This window comes from Marinobacterium rhizophilum, from assembly GCF_024397915.1.
Taxonomy (GTDB): Bacteria; Pseudomonadota; Gammaproteobacteria; order Pseudomonadales; family Balneatricaceae; genus Marinobacterium_A; species Marinobacterium_A rhizophilum_A.
Genome location: NZ_CP073347.1, coordinates 4,387,487 through 4,406,218, shown reverse-complemented (window position 1 = coordinate 4,406,218; position 18,732 = coordinate 4,387,487). Strand labels below are relative to the sequence as shown.

General features: G+C 61.0%; 14 protein-coding genes and 1 tRNA gene. 4 read left to right on the top strand and 11 right to left on the bottom strand.

The genetic code is table 11. The features are described from left to right. The first annotated feature begins 347 nt into the window (after positions 1 to 347). Positions 348 to 1,700 carry a bifunctional DedA family/phosphatase PAP2 family protein gene (locus KDW95_RS19875; protein WP_255853508.1) on the top strand — a complete coding sequence of 451 codons (1,353 nt, stop codon included), beginning with the start codon at positions 348 to 350 and terminating at the stop codon, positions 1,698 to 1,700. A gap of 118 nt (positions 1,701 to 1,818) precedes the next feature. On the opposite strand, the gene rnr is transcribed toward KDW95_RS19875, so the two are convergent. From rnr to queA, 6 genes are all read right to left on the bottom strand, one after another. Further along, positions 1,819 to 4,278: a ribonuclease R gene (gene rnr, locus KDW95_RS19870; RefSeq protein WP_255853507.1), complete on the bottom strand. Its 2,460-nt coding sequence runs from the start codon at positions 4,276 to 4,278 to the stop codon at positions 1,819 to 1,821. A gap of 295 nt (positions 4,279 to 4,573) precedes the next feature. Continuing rightward, positions 4,574 to 5,497, bottom strand: coding sequence for a protein translocase subunit SecF (gene secF / locus KDW95_RS19865; protein ID WP_255853506.1), 924 nt, complete (start codon positions 5,495 to 5,497; stop codon positions 4,574 to 4,576). Between the two features lie 10 nt (positions 5,498 to 5,507). Continuing rightward, on the bottom strand, positions 5,508 to 7,361 hold the full coding sequence (secD, locus tag KDW95_RS19860) for a protein translocase subunit SecD (RefSeq protein WP_255853505.1): 1,854 nt from the start codon (positions 7,359 to 7,361) through the stop codon (positions 5,508 to 5,510). 116 nt (positions 7,362 to 7,477) lie between these two features. Beyond that, the gene (yajC, locus tag KDW95_RS19855) at positions 7,478 to 7,810 is read right to left on the bottom strand and encodes a preprotein translocase subunit YajC (protein WP_255853504.1); all 333 of its coding nucleotides are present in this window, start codon (positions 7,808 to 7,810) and stop codon (positions 7,478 to 7,480) included. Between the two features lie 35 nt (positions 7,811 to 7,845). Beyond that, positions 7,846 to 8,967 carry a tRNA guanosine(34) transglycosylase Tgt gene (tgt, locus tag KDW95_RS19850; RefSeq protein WP_441813626.1) on the bottom strand — a complete coding sequence of 374 codons (1,122 nt, stop codon included), beginning with the start codon at positions 8,965 to 8,967 and terminating at the stop codon, positions 7,846 to 7,848. A 14-nt stretch (positions 8,968 to 8,981) separates the two neighbouring features. Further along, positions 8,982 to 10,028: a tRNA preQ1(34) S-adenosylmethionine ribosyltransferase-isomerase QueA gene (gene queA / locus KDW95_RS19845; protein ID WP_255853502.1), complete on the bottom strand. Its 1,047-nt coding sequence runs from the start codon at positions 10,026 to 10,028 to the stop codon at positions 8,982 to 8,984. Positions 10,029 to 10,300: 272 nt separating this feature from the next. Here queA and KDW95_RS19840 point away from each other — a divergent pair. Next, positions 10,301 to 10,387: transfer RNA gene (locus KDW95_RS19840), tRNA-Leu, on the top strand. Positions 10,388 to 10,621: 234 nt separating this feature from the next. Further along, complete coding sequence (locus KDW95_RS19835) at positions 10,622 to 10,981, top strand: hypothetical protein (RefSeq protein WP_255853501.1); 360 nt, start codon at positions 10,622 to 10,624, stop codon at positions 10,979 to 10,981. A 485-nt stretch (positions 10,982 to 11,466) separates the two neighbouring features. Here the strand turns inward: KDW95_RS19835 and KDW95_RS19830 are convergent, their stop codons facing one another. Next, a complete protein-coding gene (locus tag KDW95_RS19830) occupies positions 11,467 to 12,783 on the bottom strand; it encodes an amidohydrolase (RefSeq protein ID WP_255853500.1) in 1,317 nt (438 codons plus the stop codon). A gap of 406 nt (positions 12,784 to 13,189) precedes the next feature. Between KDW95_RS19830 and KDW95_RS19825 the strand changes: the two genes are divergently transcribed. Then, complete coding sequence (locus tag KDW95_RS19825; RefSeq protein WP_255853499.1) at positions 13,190 to 13,333, top strand: hypothetical protein; 144 nt, start codon at positions 13,190 to 13,192, stop codon at positions 13,331 to 13,333. 286 nt (positions 13,334 to 13,619) lie between these two features. Here KDW95_RS19825 and KDW95_RS19820 read toward each other — a convergent pair whose 3' ends face one another. Genes KDW95_RS19820 through KDW95_RS19805 form a run of 4 tightly spaced genes read right to left on the bottom strand, consistent with a single transcriptional unit; the run spans position 13,620 to position 18,726 of the window. Then, positions 13,620 to 14,801: an acyl-CoA dehydrogenase gene (locus KDW95_RS19820; RefSeq protein WP_255853498.1), complete on the bottom strand. Its 1,182-nt coding sequence runs from the start codon at positions 14,799 to 14,801 to the stop codon at positions 13,620 to 13,622. A gap of 36 nt (positions 14,802 to 14,837) precedes the next feature. Continuing rightward, entirely contained in the window at positions 14,838 to 16,040 is a 1,203-nt protein-coding gene (locus tag KDW95_RS19815; protein WP_255853497.1) for a 3-oxoadipyl-CoA thiolase, read from the bottom strand. After that, on the bottom strand, positions 16,037 to 17,569 hold the full coding sequence (locus KDW95_RS19810) for a 3-hydroxyacyl-CoA dehydrogenase (RefSeq protein WP_255853496.1): 1,533 nt from the start codon (positions 17,567 to 17,569) through the stop codon (positions 16,037 to 16,039). Before KDW95_RS19810 ends, KDW95_RS19815 begins: the two co-directional genes overlap by 4 nt. A 14-nt stretch (positions 17,570 to 17,583) precedes the next feature. Continuing rightward, entirely contained in the window at positions 17,584 to 18,726 is a 1,143-nt protein-coding gene (locus tag KDW95_RS19805) for an acyl-CoA dehydrogenase family protein (RefSeq protein WP_255853495.1), read from the bottom strand. Positions 18,727 to 18,732: the final 6 nt, after the last annotated feature.

The window sequence follows — 18,732 nt, the reverse complement described above, 5'->3', positions numbered from 1 at the left end:
GGCCAAAGACGGCTTTTCCGCAGTAGGTTAGCGTTAAGTCCTAGAAACTGCTAGGAGGCTGACCGATAATGCTGGCCGTAGCGAGAGCCGGCTGATTTGAGCGGGTTTTTGCGGTGTTTTAAGGCGAATAGTGGTTCTATTTTACGCAAAACAGCACAGAAATCAGCCAAACTCAGGTGGCTCGCAGTAGGTTGAGTATTGTCGGACAGCCTCCTGGTACGCCTTCACAGACGCGGCAGCCACAGGATACTATCGGCGAATTATAACAAGGCGCCCCCGAATTACCCATCGGCGACATCGCTTTCACGTGCCGAGCGGCTCGTCGCGGCGACTCAGGAATGACAACCATGGATTTCGCACAACTCTCGCAGCCTTCCCTCCTGCTGCTCATCGGCGCCATAGCCCTGTTCGAATCCCTCGCCTTTATCGGCATTATCGTCCCCGGTATTGCACTGCTGTTTGCCATTGCCCTGGTCGCCGGCGAGCAGCAGCTCGCCCTGCTTCCCTTGCTCCTGTGCGCCTTTGCCGGTGCCGTGGCCGGAGACGGCCTGAGCTATTGCCTGGGCCGCCATGCCAATCCCTGGCTGCAGCACCGCTGGCCTTTCAGCGCCTACCCGGGCTGGCATCACCGTGGCGCCAATTTCTTTAGACGCTACGGACTGCTCAGCATCCTCGCCGGACGCTTTATCGGCCCCATTCGCCCGGTGATCCCCTTCGTGGCCGGCACCTTTGAAATGCCCGCCGCACGCTTTTTCAGTGTCAACATTCTTTCGGCCGCGCTCTGGGCACCGGCCAACATCCTGCCGGGGTACTGGGTCGGCCAGTCCGCCGACGCCCTGCTGGGCCACTGGCAGGCGCTGTTTTACCCCGCCCTGGGTTTGCTGATGCTGATACTGGCCGCAACGATACTGCACCAGCACCTGCAACCGGATCAGCCCCTGGCTCGCTGGGGCGCAAAGCGCCTGGGCCTGAAACCCGAACGCCTGGCCGCCCTGCTGCTGCTTGGCGTCGCCGGCAGCGGCCTGCTGATACTCTGCGTGCTGCAATACCTGGGCTCTGCTCAGGCCTGGAATCAGCACATCCAGCAGCTCCTGTGGCTGAGTGCGGAGCATAGCCGCCCGTTCTGGGTCTTCGTCACGACCCTGGGTGACAGCGCCAGCCTGATTCCGGCCGCTCTGCTGCTGGCCATGACCCTGCACGGGCTGCGGCGCTCAAGGGATGGCTGGCGCTTTGTCCTGCTGCTGCTGCTGTGCGTCGCACTCAACAGCACGCTGAAATGGCTGTTCCAGGCATCCCGCCCCGACATGGGGCTGGTCATTTCCGGCTTCAGTTTTCCCAGCGGTCACAGCAGTACCAGCGCTGCCTTTTTCGCCATGCTGGCCATTCTTCTGGGTACCGGCCACCGCCTGACCTGGCGGCGCCTGGGCTACCTGAGCGCCCTGGTGCCGGCCCTGCTGATCGGCCTGTCACGCATCATGGTTGGGGCTCACTGGCCACTGGACGTGCTCGCCGCCTGGTGTGAAGGCCTGATGGCCGCCGCCGCGCTGCGGCTCTGGCTGCTGCGCCCGCAGCGGGTACCGCGCCCGGTACAGGGGCGCGACATTTGCCTGCTGAGCGCAGGCCTGCTGTTCCTGCTGGGCGCGCTCGCGTTCTGGCAGCTCGATGCCAGGCTGGCTCACTACCAGGCGCTGGCATCCTGAACAAAGGCCGAGGTACCGCCTGGGCGCGGTATCCAGCACCGACAAAAAAGCCGGACTGAAAAGTCCGGCTTTTTAATGGGCGCTGTAACAGCCGCCCTTTGGCACTAAGGCTTAAGCGCTATGACGGACGGCGGCTGCGGGAACGCGGCCGGCGACTCTTGCCCGCCGGTTTCTTGCCGGCAGGCCTGTCGGCCGAATCATTGCCCGCATCGGCCTTGCGGCTCGGACGGTCCCCGTCCAGCTTGCCTTCGGCCAGACGCTGGCGGGTACTCTTGGTCTTGCCGGAGCCCGGCTTGTCGAGCAGTTCGAAATCGATCTTGCGCTCGTCCAGGTCCACTCGCAGCACCTTCACCCGCACCGCATCGCCCAGCTTGTAGGTTTTGCGCATGCGCTCGCCCACCAGTCGCTGCTTGGCGGCATCGAAGTGGTAGTAATCCGACGGCAGCGCGGTAATGTGTACCAGGCCTTCCACGAACACCTGCTTGAGCTCGACGAAGCAGCCAAAACCGGTGACAGCGGTAATCACACCTTCGTGCTCCTCGCCCACCTGATCGAGCATGTACTCGCACTTGAGCCAGGACATGACATCGCGGGTCGCATCGTCGGCACGGCGCTCGGTCATGGAGCAGTGCTCACCGAGCTGTACCATCTGTTCTTCGGTATAGCGGTAACGGAACTGCGGGTTGGACTTGAAACCGTCCGGGCGACGCATGGTCTTGGAGGAACTGCTGCCACCGAAGGTCGATTTCAGACGGTCCAGCAATGAGCGATCACTGTCGGCATGAATGGCGGCACGGATGGCCCGGTGCACCAGCAGGTCCGGGTAACGGCGGATCGGCGAGGTGAAGTGGGTGTACGCCGTGTAGGCCAGGCCGAAGTGACCCAGGTTTTCCGGGCTGTACACGGCCTGGCGCATGGAACGCAGCATCATGGTCTGCACCACCAGGCGGTCCGGACGGTTTTCGATCTGCGCCGCCAGCTTCTGGTAGTCCGAGGGTTCGGGCTTCTCGCCACCGCCCAAAGACAACCCGAGCTCGCCGAGGTAGGCCCGCAGGCTCACCAGCTTCTGCTCTTTCGGCCCTTCGTGGATGCGGTACAGTGCCGGCACCTTGAGCTTGGCAAGGAAACGCGCCGTGGCAACGTTGGCGCACAGCATGCATTCTTCGATCAGCTTGTGGGCATCGTTGCGCTCCACCGGCACGATCTCTTCGATCTTGCGCTCCTTGGAGAACAGGATGCGGGTTTCGGTGGTCTCGAAATCGATGGCACCGCGCACATCCCTGGCCTTGCGCAGGCCGAAGTACAGGCTGTACAGGTCTTCAAGGTGCGGCACTACGGCAGAGTATTCGCTACGCAGCTGCTTGCCTTTCGGGCTGCCTGCCTCGGTCAGCATGGTGGCGACCTTGTTATAGGTCAGACGCGCATGGGACTGGATCACCGCTTCGTAGAACTGGTAGCCCGACAGCTTGCCGCTGGCACTGATGGTCATCTCGCACACCATGGCCAGACGATCAACATTGGGGTTCAGCGAGCACAGGCCGTTGGACAGAACCTCGGGCAGCATGGGCACGACAAATTCGGGGAAATACACCGAGTTGCCGCGGCTGATGCCTTCCTTGTCGAGCTCCGTGCCGGGGCGCACGTACCAGGAGACGTCGGCAATCGCCACCCACAGGCGCCAGCCACCGGTGCGCTTGCGCTCGGCATAGACGGCGTCATCGAAGTCCTTGGCGTCTTCACCGTCGATGGTGACCAGCGGCAGGTGACGCAGGTCGACACGGTTGAGCTTGGCGGACTCTTCCACCTCGGCCGACAGGCTCGCCACTTCCCGGCTTACGGCATCGGGCCATTCGTCGGGAATTTCGTAGTTGTGGATGGCAACCTTGATTTCCATACCCGGCGCCATGTGATCACCCAGCACCTCGACCACCCGGGCTTCGGGGATCTCGTGCTTGCCCGGTTGCTGCATCAGCTCGGCAACCACCAGCTGACCGTCACGGAACGGCGGGCTGCCCTTGGCATCCGCCGCGATCATGATCTGCTGGGTGATGCGCTGGTTTTCCGGAATCAGGTAGCCCAGGTCACCCTGCACCTTGTAGCGTCCCACCAGCGTGCGCGTGCCGCGCTCGAGCACTTCGATGATCTTGCCTTCGCGGCGGCCACGGTAATCGACGCTGAGCTCCTGTACCAGCACCCGGTCGCCGTCGAATACCTGGCGCATCTGGCGCGGGCTGATAAAGAGGTCATCGCCGCCAACATCGGGTTTCACAAAGCCGAAACCGTCGCGGTGGCCGATCACACGGCCGGCAATCAGGTCCATCTTCTTGATGATGCCGAATTCGCTGCGGCGGTTGCTCATCAGCTGACCGTCACGGCACATGGCCTTCAGACGGCGGGATACCGCTTCAACACAGTCTTCATCATCGATACCCAGCTCACGGCACAGGCGGCCGTGGCTGATCGGCGCGCCCCACTCCTGCAAAAACTCCAGCAGGAAGTCCCGGCTCGGTGCCGGTTTGCCATATTTTTCCGCTTCGGCCTGAGCCTGGGGGTCGCGTTTTAGCCAGTCGTTTGTCATTAATAATCCAGTTAGGTCCTTGATCCCAGAAACATAATAGATGCGAATGCAGTGGGACGCCTGCGACGCTGCGCCCGCGCCCACCTGTGCAACGGTATGGTTCTGAACGCACGTACCCGGCCCGTTTGAATACCCGGTTGTACCCGACAGCGCTGTGCGTCGGCGCGATCATTGCCCGCAGGCAACAGGAGGAGACTCTGTCAGAGTCCTGTCACATCCCCTGTGCAGCTCGCTGAGCTGCCCGACCGGTCAAACAAAAAATTGAGCCGACACTCAGGTCGGCTCGGGGAGTCTATCACGGCAGCTCGTCGACCACGTCGTCTTCTTTGGGCGGCGGTATCAGGTCATCACGGCTCACACCCAGCAAAAGCATGACATTGGCAGCCACATAAATAGAGGAGTAAGTACCCACCACAATGCCCACCAGCAGCGCCAGCGCAAAGCCGTGGATGGTCTCACCGCCAAATATTGCCAGCGCCAGTACCACCAGCAGGGTGGTAAAGGAGGTCATCAGCGTACGACTGAGCGTTTGCGTCAGGGAGATGTTGATCACTTCCACCGAGTCTTCCTTGCGCAGCAGGCGGAAGTTCTCGCGGATACGGTCAAACACCACGATGGTATCGTTGAGCGAGTAGCCGATCACGGCCAGCACCGCCGCCAGCACCGTCAGGTCAAACTCGATACCCAGCACCGAGAAGAAACCCAGGGTAATGATGACATCATGGGCCAGCGCCAGTACGGAACCCACCGAAAACTTGAACTGAAAGCGAAAGGCGATGTACACCATGATCATGAACAGCGCCATAAGCATGCCCAGACCACCCTGCTCGCGCAGCTCCTCACCCACCTGGGCCCCAACGTACTCGTTGCGGCGCAGCTCCAGCTTCTGGCTTTCGCCAGCCTGCAGGGTGGCCAGCACGGTATCACCGAGCTTGGGATCATGGGTTTCACCCATGCGGATCAGCACATCGGTGGCGGCACCGAAGTTCTGTACGGTCACATCCTCGTAACCGGCCTCGGCCAGCAACTGCCGAATCTTGCCAAGATCCGCGTCCTGCTCATAGCCCACTTCCACCAGGCTGCCGCCGGTGAAGTCCAGGCCGAATTTCAGCCCCTGGGTCGCCAGCGAGCCCAGCGAGATCAGCAGCAGCAGTGCCGACAGCACGAAGGCAATCTTGCCCAGGCCCATAAAGTTGATAATTTTGTTCTGCTTTGCCATTGCCTGTTCCTCAGAGAGCGAGCCGGTTGAGCTTGCGCCCGCCGTACGTCAGGTTCACCAGTGCGCGCGTCACCACGATCGCCGTGAACATCGAGGTCACGATCCCCACCGACAGCGTCACTGCAAAGCCCTTGACGGGGCCTGTGCCCATGGCGAACAGGATCAGCGCTGCGATCAGGGTCGTGACGTTGGCATCCAGAATGGTGGTGAAGGCCCGACCGAAGCCGGCATTGATTGCCGACTGCCCCGGCACCCCGTTTTTCAGCTCCTCCCTTATGCGGGAGAAAATCAGTACGTTGGCATCCACCGCCATGCCCACCGTAAGCACGATACCGGCGATACCCGGCAGGGTCAGCGTAGCCGACAGCAGCGACATGACCGCCACCAGCAGCACCAGGTTCAGCGTCAGGGCAATGTTGGCCAGCATACCGAACACGCGGTAGTAGAGCACCATGAAGATCAGCACCAGGGCAAAGCCGATTTTCACCGACATCACGCCCAGCTCGATATTCTCGGCACCCAGGCTCGGGCCTATGCTGCGTTCTTCAACGAAGTAGATCGGCGCCGCCAGGGCTCCGGCGCGCAGCAGCAGTGCCAGCTCGGACGACTCGGTGGCGCTCTCCAGCCCCGTGATGCGGAACTGCGAGCCCAGCACCGACTGGATGGTCGCCAGCGAAATGATCTTCTTCTCGACGTAGGGAATGCGGCGTTCCTGCACCACGCCATCCACGGTCTCTGTCAGGGTGCGGCTCTTGTACTCGACAAAGAGCACCGCCATGCGACGCTGGATCGCATTGCGGGTGACGCGGCCCATCATCTGGCCACCCTTGGCATCCAGTGTAATGGACACCTGCGGCTGGCCGTTCTCGTCGAAGGCGGCCTGGGCATTGGCAACGCTGGAGCCGGTGATGATGATGTCTCGCTCAATGGTGGCATTGCGACCCGGCTGGCTGCGGAACTCGTAGGTTTCAGAGGTGCCCGCGCTGGCCTGGGGAGTCGCCTCCAGGCGGAACTCCAGGTTCGCCGTCTTGCCGATAATGCGCTTGGCGGCGGCGGCATCCTGTACACCCGGCAGCTGCACCACGATACGGTTGCGGCCCTGGCGCTGCACCAGCGGCTCGGCCACGCCCAGCTCGTTGACACGGTTGCGCAGGGTCGTGAGGTTCTGCTTGACGGCATAGTCCTCGATATCGCGCACCGTTTGCTCGGTCAGGCTGATCACTACAAAGAAGGCACCATCGACGGTTTCGTCGGACAGCAAAAATTCGGGGTAATCCTTGCGCAGCAGGCTATGGGCCTCGTCACGCGTTGCCTCGTCGGCAAACTTGACCTCCAGGCTGCCGTCACTGCGGTGATCCACCAGGCGGTAGCGCAGCTTGTCCTGGCGCAGCTTAGTCTTGATCTCGGACACATACACATCCAGGCGCTGTGCCACCGCCTGCACGGTATCGACCTCCAGCAGGAAGTGCACGCCACCACGCAGGTCCAGGCCCAGCTTCATGGGGCCTGCCCCCAGGTTGCTCAACCAGTCCGGCGTCGTCGGTGCCAGGTTCATTGCCACCACGTACTGGTCGCCCAGCAGACCGGCAATCGCGGCCTTGGCGCGCAGCTGGCTTTCACCGTCGGCAAAGCGCACCAGGCCGCTGCCGTTTTCAAGTTCCGTGCCCTTGTTGCTGATACCTTCACGCTCCAGCACCGTGGAAATGCGCTCCAGCAGGGGTTCATCCACCTGGTAGGCTTCACGCGTACCCGACAGCTGGATGGCATAGTCGTCGGGATACAGGTTGGGTGCTGCATACAACAGGCCCAATGCCAGCAGCAGCAGAATCAGCAGGTTTTTCCACAGAGGGTAGCGATTGAGCATAGGTCGCCCTGTTCGTTCAGCACCGCGCCTGCGCCACATACGCGCGCGGCACGCAATACGTCCGGTGTTTAAATAAAAACGCCACTGAGACAGTGGCGTTTTCCGTCAAGGAGGCGTTAGATATTTTTGATCGTGCCCTTGGGCAGCGCCGCCGCCACGTGCGCCTTCTGGAAGCTCAGCTGGGTGCCTTCGCAGACTTCCAGTACCACGTAGTCATCGCTGACCTTGGTGACCTTGCCGATAATGCCGCCGGCGGTAAGCACTTCATCGCCCTTGGCCAGGTTTCCGATCAGGTTCTTGTGATCTTTCGCACGCTTGGCCTGTGGGCGCCACATGAAGAAGTAGAAGATCAAGCCAAAGCCGACCAGAAACAGAATGTTGAAAATGCCAGGATCCATGCCGCCGGCACCGGCTTCTGCCGCCTGGGCTGAAGAAATCAGAAAGCTCATGTAGCTAAACTCCTAGAACGTTGAAATGCTGTAACTTATATGGTGGCAAGCGGCGGCGTTTCAAGGCCTCGCTCGGCATAAAACTCATCGACAAAGGCGCTCAATTTACCCTGTTCGATAGCGGCACGCAAACCGGCCATCAGCACCTGGTAGTAATGCAGGTTGTGAATGGTATTAAGCTGTGCACCAAGGATTTCCTTGCACTTGTCCAGGTGATGCAGATAGGCCCGACTGAAGTTCTGGCAGGTGTAGCAGTCGCACTGCTCATCCACCGCACGCGTATCCGTCTTGTTGGCCGAATTGCGTATCTTCACCACACCCTTGCCGGTAAACAGGAAGCCGTTGCGGGCGTTGCGGGTCGGCATCACGCAGTCGAACATGTCGACACCGCGGCGTACGCCCTCCACCAGGTCTTCCGGCTTGCCGACACCCATCAGGTAACGCGGCTTGTCTTCCGGCATTTTCCAGGCCAGGTGATCCAGCACCCGCATCATGTCTTCCTTGGGCTCACCCACCGACAGGCCGCCAATGGCATAGCCATCGAAGCCGATCTCGGTCAGGCCCGCCAGGGACTCATCGCGCAGCGACTCGTACATGCCGCCCTGCACGATGCCGAACAGAGCCGAGGGGCTGTCACCGTGGGCCCGCTTGGAACGCTCGGCCCAGCGCAGCGACAGGCGCATCGACTTGGCCGCTTCATCCAGGGTAGCGGGATGAGGCGTGCACTCGTCAAAGATCATCACGACATCGGAGCCCAGGTCGCGCTGTACCTGCATGGAGCGCTCCGGGTCGATAAAGACCTTGGAGCCATCCACCGGCGACTGGAAGGCCACGCCCTCCTCGGTGATCTTGCGCATGGCGCCCAGGCTGAACACCTGGAAACCACCGGAGTCGGTGAGAATCGGACCTTTCCACTGCATGAAATCATGCAGATCACCGTGCTGACGAATGATCTCAGTGCCCGGGCGCAGCATCAGATGAAAGGTGTTGCCCAGGATCATCTGGGCGCCGGTGGCCTCGATATCCCGCGGCAGCATGCCCTTGACGGTGCCGTAAGTTCCCACCGGCATGAAGGCCGGTGTTTCCACCACTCCGCGCGGGAAGGTCAGGCGACCGCGGCGCGCCTTGCCATCCACGGCCAGGCGCTCGTAACTCATAAAACAGCTTCTGCTCACTTGTCCTCCAAAGCCGCGCGTCGGCGCGTCAGAAACATCGCATCGCCATAACTGAAGAAACGGTAGCGCTGCGCCACCGCCTCAGCGTACGCCCGCATGATGCCGTCGTAGCCCGCAAAGGCACTGACCAGCATTAGCAGCGTTGATTCGGGCAGATGAAAATTGGTAATCAGGGCGTCCACCGTGCGGTATTCATACCCCGGATAGATGAAGATATCGGTATCGCCGCTGTAGGGTTCGATCTCGCCACTGCGACTGGCCGATTCCAGGCAGCGCACACTGGTGGTACCCACAGCCACCACCCGGCCACCGCGGGCACGGGTATCACGTACCGCCTGGCAGACCGCCTCGCTAACCTCGATAAACTCGGCGTGCATCTGGTGATCCTGCACCTGCTCCACCTTCACCGGCTGAAAGGTCCCGGCACCGACATGCAGCGTCACGAACGCCTGCTGCACACCGCGGGATTCGAGCTGTGCCAGCAGCTCATTGTCAAAATGCAGCCCCGCCGTGGGCGCCGCAACCGCGCCAGGCTTGCGGTTATACACCGTCTGGTAGCGCTCGCGATCGGACTGCTGATCATCCCGTTTCATGTAAGGCGGCAGCGGCATGTGACCGAACTCTTCGAGCACCTCCACCAGGTGACGGTCAATATCGAAGCTCAGCTCAAACAGGTTGCCCCGCCGACCCGTTACCGTGGCACGTACCGCACCTTCGAGCAGCAGCTCGGTACCGGGCTTGGGTGCCCGGCTGGCGCGCACATGGGCCAGCGCCTGCCCTGCATCCAGCACCCGCTCGACCAGCACCTCGACCTTGCCGCCGCTGGCCTTTTCGCCAAACAGCCGGGCCGGAATCACGCGGGTATCATTGAACACCAGCAGGTCACCGGGGTTGAGCAACTCCAGAATATCGCTGAAGGCACGGTGCGCGATGGCACCGCTGTCCCCGTCCAGGCACAGCAAACGACTGGCCGAACGCTGCTCCAGCGGGAAGCGCGCGATCAGCTCGTCGGGCAATTCGAAACTAAAGTCTTTAACCTGCATCACAGCTCGAACAAAGGTTGATGGAAAGGGCGCGGATTGTACCGCACGCGCAGGTTTTTTTCAGCGGTTTTGGCCGCCAGCGATTGACCCGCCGGCAAAGGTACCTATAATACGTGCTCGCTGTGCCAGTGTGGTGAAATTGGTAGACACAGGGGATTCAAAATTCAACCCCTCTAGCTCCTTTTTTATGGCAAAGTGTTGATATCGCTGTAGATTTTTAGGAATTGATCAGCAAAAATGTCATGTAGACCCGTGTAGACATACACAGCGTTGCCAGTGTGGTGAAATTGGTAGACACAGGGGATTCAAAATCCCCCGCCCTTAAAAGCGTGCCGGTTCGAGTCCGGCCACTGGTACCATCTCAGAAGAGGCTTGCAGCAATGCAGGCTTTTTTCGTTTCTGGCGGATGTAAACGTCGTGATGTCAGGCAGGTCGCAGTCCGTCACAGACCAGCACACGGGATTGCTGCAACGACGCCAGAGTGGCTGAAGAAGGGCTCCAAACACCCGTACCTTGCCTACGCGGCGAGACGCTATTTGCAAGCAGGGTTGCTAACGGGCGCTCTCAAAACCAACAATCGCAGAGACTAGCCGATGAACTTCAGAGACCCCTTCGGACGCCAAGAGAAAAGACGCGAGCGCGAATACGCCTCGCTACGACAGAAACTGCCAGGTGCAGGCGTCACCACCCGGGCCGATGCCGAACAGCTGATAGAGAACGTAGGTAAACGCGGCAAGTACGGCTTAATGGCTGTTATTGCGCTGACATTGCTGCTGATGCTGCTGATACCCGAAGGGCGTATTATTTGCGGCGCAGCCGGCACTCTGGTGGGTGCCTGGGCCTATATCACCAGCCGCAAGATTCAGGGACACGTTAAGCGTTATATCCAGGAGGAGCTCACCCCGGACAGCGACGACGAGTCAGCGACTCCCGACGACTCCACAACCTTGTAGTCGTAGCTGTAGCCGGCAGCTTTTTCCGGTTCAAGCTCATCGCAAAGCCCTGCTGCGAAGCCAGCCTCTGAAACCTCCGGGGGCTGAAGCTGCCTTGCGACGCCATCACCGCTAGTTCAACTCATCACAACTGCCATAATCATTAAGCGGGTTCTTATTCCGTTCATCCACTGAAATCAGCTTACTGGAAGTATATCGCGGCTGAAGAACTGCGTTATCGGCCGATAAGGATACAGGTACAGGCGAACATCCCTCAAGGAGCAAGCGGTATCTGATATCGTGTCCCGTCGATCAACTATCGATAGCTATACTGCTTCGTTGAGCTGAAGCGTATCACTGTCAGCAGCTGGCTACCGCTCGCCGTTGCACCACGAGTGTCGCACTTATTATCTGAATTCCATTGCTGCACCGATCGGTTGAATCCACAATAGCCTTTTTGGTATGGCCTTCTCCCGCTCCAGCCCGTTAACAGTGCGTTCCATCCGTCATCTCTGGCTATTGAGAAAATCGAGCGCGACGGTGGTCATTGCGGTCACGCCAATCGGCAGCGCCTTCTCGTTAACCTGGAATTTGGGCGAGTGGTTCGGGTAGATATCTTTAGGGTCCTCCGGTGCCGCACCGAGGAAAAAGTACATGCCCGGCACCTCCTGGGCATAGAAGGCAAAGTCTTCGGCAGGGGTTATCGGCAACGCTTCCTTCACCTCGGCAACCTTTTCCAGCGACGGCGTCATGCGCCGGGTAAGCTCCGGGTCATTATAGGTTACCGGATAACCGGGCGTTATGTGCAGCTCGGCACTGCCGCCACCACTTTCAGCGATATTCTTGACGGTGCGTTCCATCATTTCATGCACACTTTTCCGAGTGTCCGGATCCAACATCCGGATGGTACCGACCATTTCCACCTCGTTCGGTATGATATTAGCGCGCAGGCCACCATTGATGGCACCGACGGAGATGACGGATGCCGACTTCGTCAGATCGACCTGGCGTGACGTAATCGTCTGCAGTCCCAACACGATCTGGCTCGCCAGCACGATCGGGTCAACGCCGTTCCAGGGCATCCCGCCGTGGGTCTGCTTGCCCGTGACCTTGATTGTGAAGGAGTCACTCGACGCCAGAGTGCCCCGCTCGCGCACCTCGATGGTACCCAACTGCTTGGGCATGACATGCAAACCGAAGACTGCATCCGGCTTGAGCTCGGCAAAGAGTCCTTCTTTTAGCATCATCGCCGCCCCGCCCTCTTCGCCTTCCGGCGCGCCCTCCTCGGCAGGCTGGAAGATGAACATCACGGTGCCCTTTATTTCATCCTTCATCTTCGCCAGCACTTCGGCGGTGCCCATCAGGATCGCCGTATGGGCGTCGTGGCCACAAGCGTGGGCAACTCCGACCTCCTTGCCGTTGTAGGTGGTGGTGACCTTCGAAGCGAAAGCCAGGTCGACGGCTTCAGTCACCGGCAATGCATCTATGTCGGCACGCAGCGCCACCACAGGCCCACCCTCGGCACCGCGCAGGATACCGACCACGCCGGTATGTGCAATGCCGGTCCGAACCTCAATGCCGAGAGCCTTAAGGTGATCGGCAATCAGCCCTGCGGTACGGATTTCGCGGTTGCCCAGCTCCGGATGCTGATGGATATCGCGGCGCCATTCGATAACCTCGGGCATGACTTCGTCTATCAGCTTGCGCACCTCGGCTGAGTCGGCCGCAGTCACCGCAGCCTGAGTGGTCGACGCCGCTATCATCGGTAAGGTCAGCGCGGCGGCCAGGAGAGAAATGCGCACGCGATTTGGGAGATGTGACATAAGCAACCTCACTCTGTCGTTATTGTTGAATTCTCTGCGCCTGGGCAGGGAGCTTACTGAAATGGGCCACCTGTCCTTCCTCGCAATGGAAAGCGTCTTCAGAAAGACAGGCGGTAGTCTGCCGGAATTGCCCTATCCGCAAGAAACCAGGCCGGATCAACTCTGCCCTGAGCTTTCAGGGAATTCCTCGTAGATGAACTCACCTTCATTGCCTCGCGAGGTCACAGGGTAACCCGCGAACGCCACTCGAAGCGGTTAACAAGATCAAGGCAATACGGACACCTCAGTTAAGCGGCATTGAGGGGGCTGCGCCCATCTTGTTGACTTGGCATAAAAAAGGCTATGTATGAGTTAATTGTTGCGCAGCTTTAATCAAGGTAGACATCTCCCGATCGGAGGTCATGCCATGAACGATAAAACCTTCCACCAGTTAATCCTGCAAATAAAGCAGCTCCCCCCCATATTTGATGCAGGTTCAAGCAGGTGCTCGAAATGGCGGCCGTCGCTCACCGAGGCCGCCCAGGTATCGAATTTTCCGATCATCCAGTAGCGCGTGCATACATTGGTCGGCTGCTTGTGCCAACGCTCGTGACAGATATAGGTTCCAGTTGGAATTAAGGCCCCTCCAACACTGCTAAGCTGGCTTCCAGCCAGGGAACCAACGCAAGGTATCGCTGATCGCAGTCGATGATTCTGACTAGCCTGTCGGATCTAACGCTGATCTACTGCGACAAAGAATAACCTGGTTGTTTTTCGTATTATTTTTGTCCACAAGAGGGCACAGTTCCCTGTCACATCACAGCACCCAGCCAGGTCCTGGTGGGTGCTTGAGCCTATCAGTAAAACGCCTGCAGCCCGGTCTGAGCACGCCCCAGGATCAACGCATGAATATCGTGGGTGCCTTCGTAGGTGTTGACCACTTCGAGATTGACGAGGTGGCGCGCGACGCCAAATTCGTCACTGATGCCATTGCCGCCGAGCATGTCGCGCGCCAAGCGGGCAATATCCAGCGACTTGCCGCAACTGTTGCGCTTCATGATAGAGGTGATTTCAACCGCCGCTATGCCCTCGTCCTTCATCCGCCCTAGGCGCAGGCAACCCTGCAGCGCCAAGCAGATTTCAGTCTGCATGTCAGCGAGCTTTTTCTGGATCAGCTGATTCTGCGCCAGCGGGCGACCGAACTGCTGGCGGTCCAGCGTATACTGACGGGCGGTATGCCAGCAGTCCTCAGCGGCACCGAGCGCGCCCCAGCTGATGCCATAGCGGGCCGAATTCAGACAGGTGAAGGGACCTTTCAGGCCACGCACGTCGGGGAAAGCGTTTTCCTCCGGCACAAAAACGTTGTCCATGACGATTTCGCCGGTAATGGATGCCCGCAGACCGACCTTACCGTGGATCGCCGGGGCGGACAGGCCGTCCCAGCCCTTTTCCAGTACAAAGCCGCGGATTTCGCCGGCATCATCCTTGGCCCAGACCACAAAAACGTCGGCAATGGGACTGTTGGTGATCCACATCTTGTTGCCGGTCAGGCGATAGCCCCCCTCGACCTTGCGGGCGCGGGTGATCATAGCGCCCGGGTCTGAACCGTGATTCGGCTCGGTCAGGCCAAAGCAGCCTATCCACTCGCCGCTGGCGAGCTTGGGCAGGTATTTCTGCCGGGTCGCTTCGTTGCCGAACTCATTGATCGGCACCATTACCAGCGAGGACTGTACGCTCATCATCGAGCGATACCCCGAATCGACCCGTTCAACTTCACGCGCGATCAGTCCGTAGCAGACGTAGTTCATGCCACTGCCGCCATATTGCTCCGGTATGGTTGCGCCCAGCAGACCGGTTTCGCCCATTTCACGGAAGATCGCCGGATCCGTATACTCGCGGCGAAACGCCTCCAGTACCCGCGGAGCCAGCTTGTCCGTGGCAAATTGCCGTGCGGTGTTAGCCACCATGCGCTCTTCGTCGGTCAGCTGCTGATCGAGCAGCAACGGATCTTCCCAGTTGAAACTTGCCTTGTTAGTCATGATGCATCTCTCCGGATAATACTTTGTTGTTTTGTTTCAGTTCTGACGCTCAAGAACGCAGGCGATACCCTGCCCCAGCCCGACACACAGGCTGACCAGGGCGTAACGCCCACCACTGTGCTCGAGCTGCCGCATGGCGGTCAGCACCAGCCGTGCGCCGGATGCCCCGAGCGGGTGTCCGATGGCGATGGCGCCGCCATTGGGGTTGAGCCGGCTATCCCCGAATTCCAGATCCAGCTGTTTTGCACAGCCGAGCACCTGGGTGGCGAAAGCTTCATTGATCTCGATAACGTCCATGTCGGCCAGCGTCAGCCCTGCCCGCTGCAGCACCCTACAGATCGCGGGTACGGGGCCAAGCCCCATCAGCCGCGGACTGACACCGGCAACAGCCCCGGCCAAAATCCGCGCCCGCGGACGAATCCCATAACGCTCACCAACCCGCTGTGACCCGAGTACCAGTGCCGCCGCACCGTCATTGATCCCGGATGCGTTGCCCGCCGTCACCACACCGTCCGTAAACAGCGGCCGTAACCGCGCCAGGGATTCAACGCTGGTGTCCGGGCGCGGATGCTCGTCGGCCGTAATGGCGACAGGCAGGGCCTTGCGACCGTGGCAGACCTCGATCGGCAACACTTCATCGGCATAAAAACCGCGCTTGAATGCGGCGTCGAACAGCGCCTGACTGCGTGCGGCATAAGCATCCGCATGGTCACGGCTGATGCCCAGCTCACGAGCCACGTTATCGGCGGTCTCCGGCATCGAGTCGGCACCGTACTCGGACTCGACCCGGGGGTTGGGGAAACGCGCGCCTATGGTGCTGTCGAAGATCCGCAGGTCACGATCATAGGCCCGCTCGGCCTTGGCCATGACAACGGGCGCCCGGCTCATGCTCTCGGCACCGCCGGCGATAAACAGGTCGCCTTCGCCGGCCCGCACCGCCTGGGCGGCACCAAGCACCGCCGCGAGGCCGGAGCCACAGAGCCGGTTCAGCGTCACGCCGGCCACCCCAACCGGCAGCCCGGCCAGCAAGGCGACATGGCGGGCCAGATTGCGCGCATCCTCGCCCGCCTGGTTGGAACAGCCGGCCATCAGATCTTCGTAATCCTGCGGTGCAAACGGATTACGCTGCACCAGCTCACGCACGACGTGGGCGAGCAGATCATCAGGCCGCACCGTTGCCAGCGCCCCGCCGTGGCGCCCGAAGGGGCTTCTCAGTCCATCGTAGATGTAGGCATTCATTGCAGGGTCTCCGTTTGTTCCGGTGTGATCAGCGGCAGGCCGAGCTGAACCCGACGACGCAACCAGGGGCTGACGCGGTAACGCGGGTCCTGATACAGCTCATGCAGATGATGCAAGATGCGCATGATGCGCTCCGGCCCGAAATTGTCGCCGCAGCGCAGGGGCCCCTGGGGGTAACCCAGCGCCAGCTCAACCGCGCGGTCCAGCGTGGCGGGATCGGCGATGCGACGCTGGGCGATCTCGCACCCCAGATTGACGATGCCGGCCAGCACCCGCTGGGCGATGAAGCCGGGCGAGTCATTGATCACCTCGACAGGCACGCCATCTGCGCCAAAGGCCTGGCGTGCCTGAGCCAGCACCTGCGGTGCCAGCGCCGGCTGGCGCATCAGCACCCGGCGCCGATCGAAGCCGGCAAAGGTATCCAGCGCCAGCGTACGCCGGGCGGGCAGTCGCTTGCGCGCGATCAGACTGCTGGCATCCTCGCCCAGTGGCGTGACCACGCAGATCGCCTGCGCCGAGGCTGCTTCACCGGTTTCCAGCACAGCGCCCGCCGCGCCGAGCAGGGCGCCGATCTGCGCCCGCATCCCGGCATCCTCGCAGTCGAGCCAGAACGGTCGCTCGAGGGCTATAGTCGGTACTTCGGCGGGCTCGTCCGGTACCGGCTTGCCATCCATGTAGCGATAGAAGCCTTCGCCGCTCTTGCGCCCGAGCAAGCCCGCAGCCAACCTCGGCGGCACCAGCGCCGAAGGTGTGTAACGCGGGTCCTGATAGAACTGCTCATGCACCGACTCCATCACCGAATGCGAGACATCCAGCCCCATCAGATCGAACAGCTCAAACGGCCCCATCGGAAAACCGAGACTGTCGCGCAGGATGCGGTCGATCTGCTGTGGCGTGGCGATCCCTTCGGACAGGATACGCAGCGCTTCCGGCCCGTAAGCGCGCCCGGCATGATTGACCAGAAACCCGGGAGAATCCGGCACCTGGGCGGCAAAATGCCCGGCCTGCTCGACCAGCGCCACCAGCCGCTGGATCACGTCAGTCTCGGTGCGTGCGCCGCACACCACCTCGACGACCTTCATCAACGGTACCGGGTTAAAGAAATGCAGACCGGCCACCCGCCCGGGATAGCGGCAGCCACTGGCGATCCGGGAGACCGATAGCGACGAGGTGTTGCTGGCCAGTACTGCGGTCGGGCCGACCCGCGCCTCCAACTCGCGGAACAGCCCCTGCTTGGCCTCAAGGTTCTCGACAATCGCCTCGATTACCAGATCGCAGTCCGCCAGATCGTCCAGCATCGGCGCCGGTGTCATGCAGTCGAGCGCCAGCGCCAGCGAGGCGTCATCGAGCTTGCCCCTGGTATGGGCTCGTTCCAGCAGGCCGCGATTGAAGGTCAGGGCCTCGTCGATCGCGTCGGGCCGGCTGTCATACAGGCGTACCGCGATGCCGCTGCTGGCAAACAATTGCACGATGCCGCGCCCCATGGCGCCGGCACCGACTACGCCGATACGCTTGAATGCGTGAATCATAGTGTTCCCCCGCCTCAGGCTACTTCCAGCAACGCCGCGTAGGCGTCCAGATGATGATCGTCGTCACCGAATTGATGACTCAGCATGACCAGCCGCTTGGCATGGTGAGACAGGCTGTACTCCCAGGTCATGCCGATGCCGCCATGCAACTGGATGGCCTGTTCGGCGATAAAGCGTGCCGCCCGCGACAGAATATATTTGGCAGCCGCAAGGCGCCGACTGCGGTCCTCGCTGTCCGGCTCGTCGGCCACGCAGGCCGCCATGATCGCCATCGAACGGGCCTGTTCCAGCTCGCCGCAAATGTCGGCCATGCGGTGCTGCAGTACCTGGAACTCCCCGATCGGCCGACCGAACTGCTTGCGCGTCTTCAGGTAGTCCAGCGTCAGTGAAAAGACCTCTTCCATGCTGCCGAGGGCTTCCGCACACTGAGCGGCGATGGCGCGCCCCTGCTGGTAGCGCAGCGCGTCGAGGGCCCGCCCTTCTTCCCCAAGCCGTGCACCGGATGCTACGAATACGTTTTCCAGCTGCAGGTCGCAGGCGCGCGGGCCGTCGATGCAGGGATAGCCACGACGGCTGACCCCTTCGGCGGCAGGATCCAGCACAAAGAGACTGATGCCAAACTCGTCACGCTGCTCACCACCGGTACGTGCCGACAGCAGTATCCGGCCAGCACTTTCGCCACCGATCACGACACTCTTGCGACCGCTGATCCGCCAGCCGCCTTCGACCGCCTCGGCCCGGCAGGCCACATCATTGAGCCGGTAGTGGCTCTGTGGCTCTTCGAACGCCACCGCAACGTGCAACTCGCCACTGACCAGCGGCGGCAACAACGCCTCCTGCTGATCGGGGTTGGCCAACTGCTGCAGCAGGCCGCCGGCGAAGATCTGACTCTGCAGGAACGGTTCGAGACAGAGACCGCGGCCCAGCTCTGTCATGATCACCAGATTGTCGACACCGCCACCGCCGAAGCCACCATGTGCCTCGTCAAAGGGCACCGCGGTCAGCCCCAGCTCCGCCAGTTGCTGCCAGAACGCGCTGCTGAATCCGGCCTCGCTCTGATAGAAGCCTTCGCGCGCCTCGAAGCCATACTGCTCGCGCACCAGGCGCGCCAGGGTGTCCTGCAGCATCTGCTGCTCTTCGGTTAGATTGAAGTCCATCGGTCT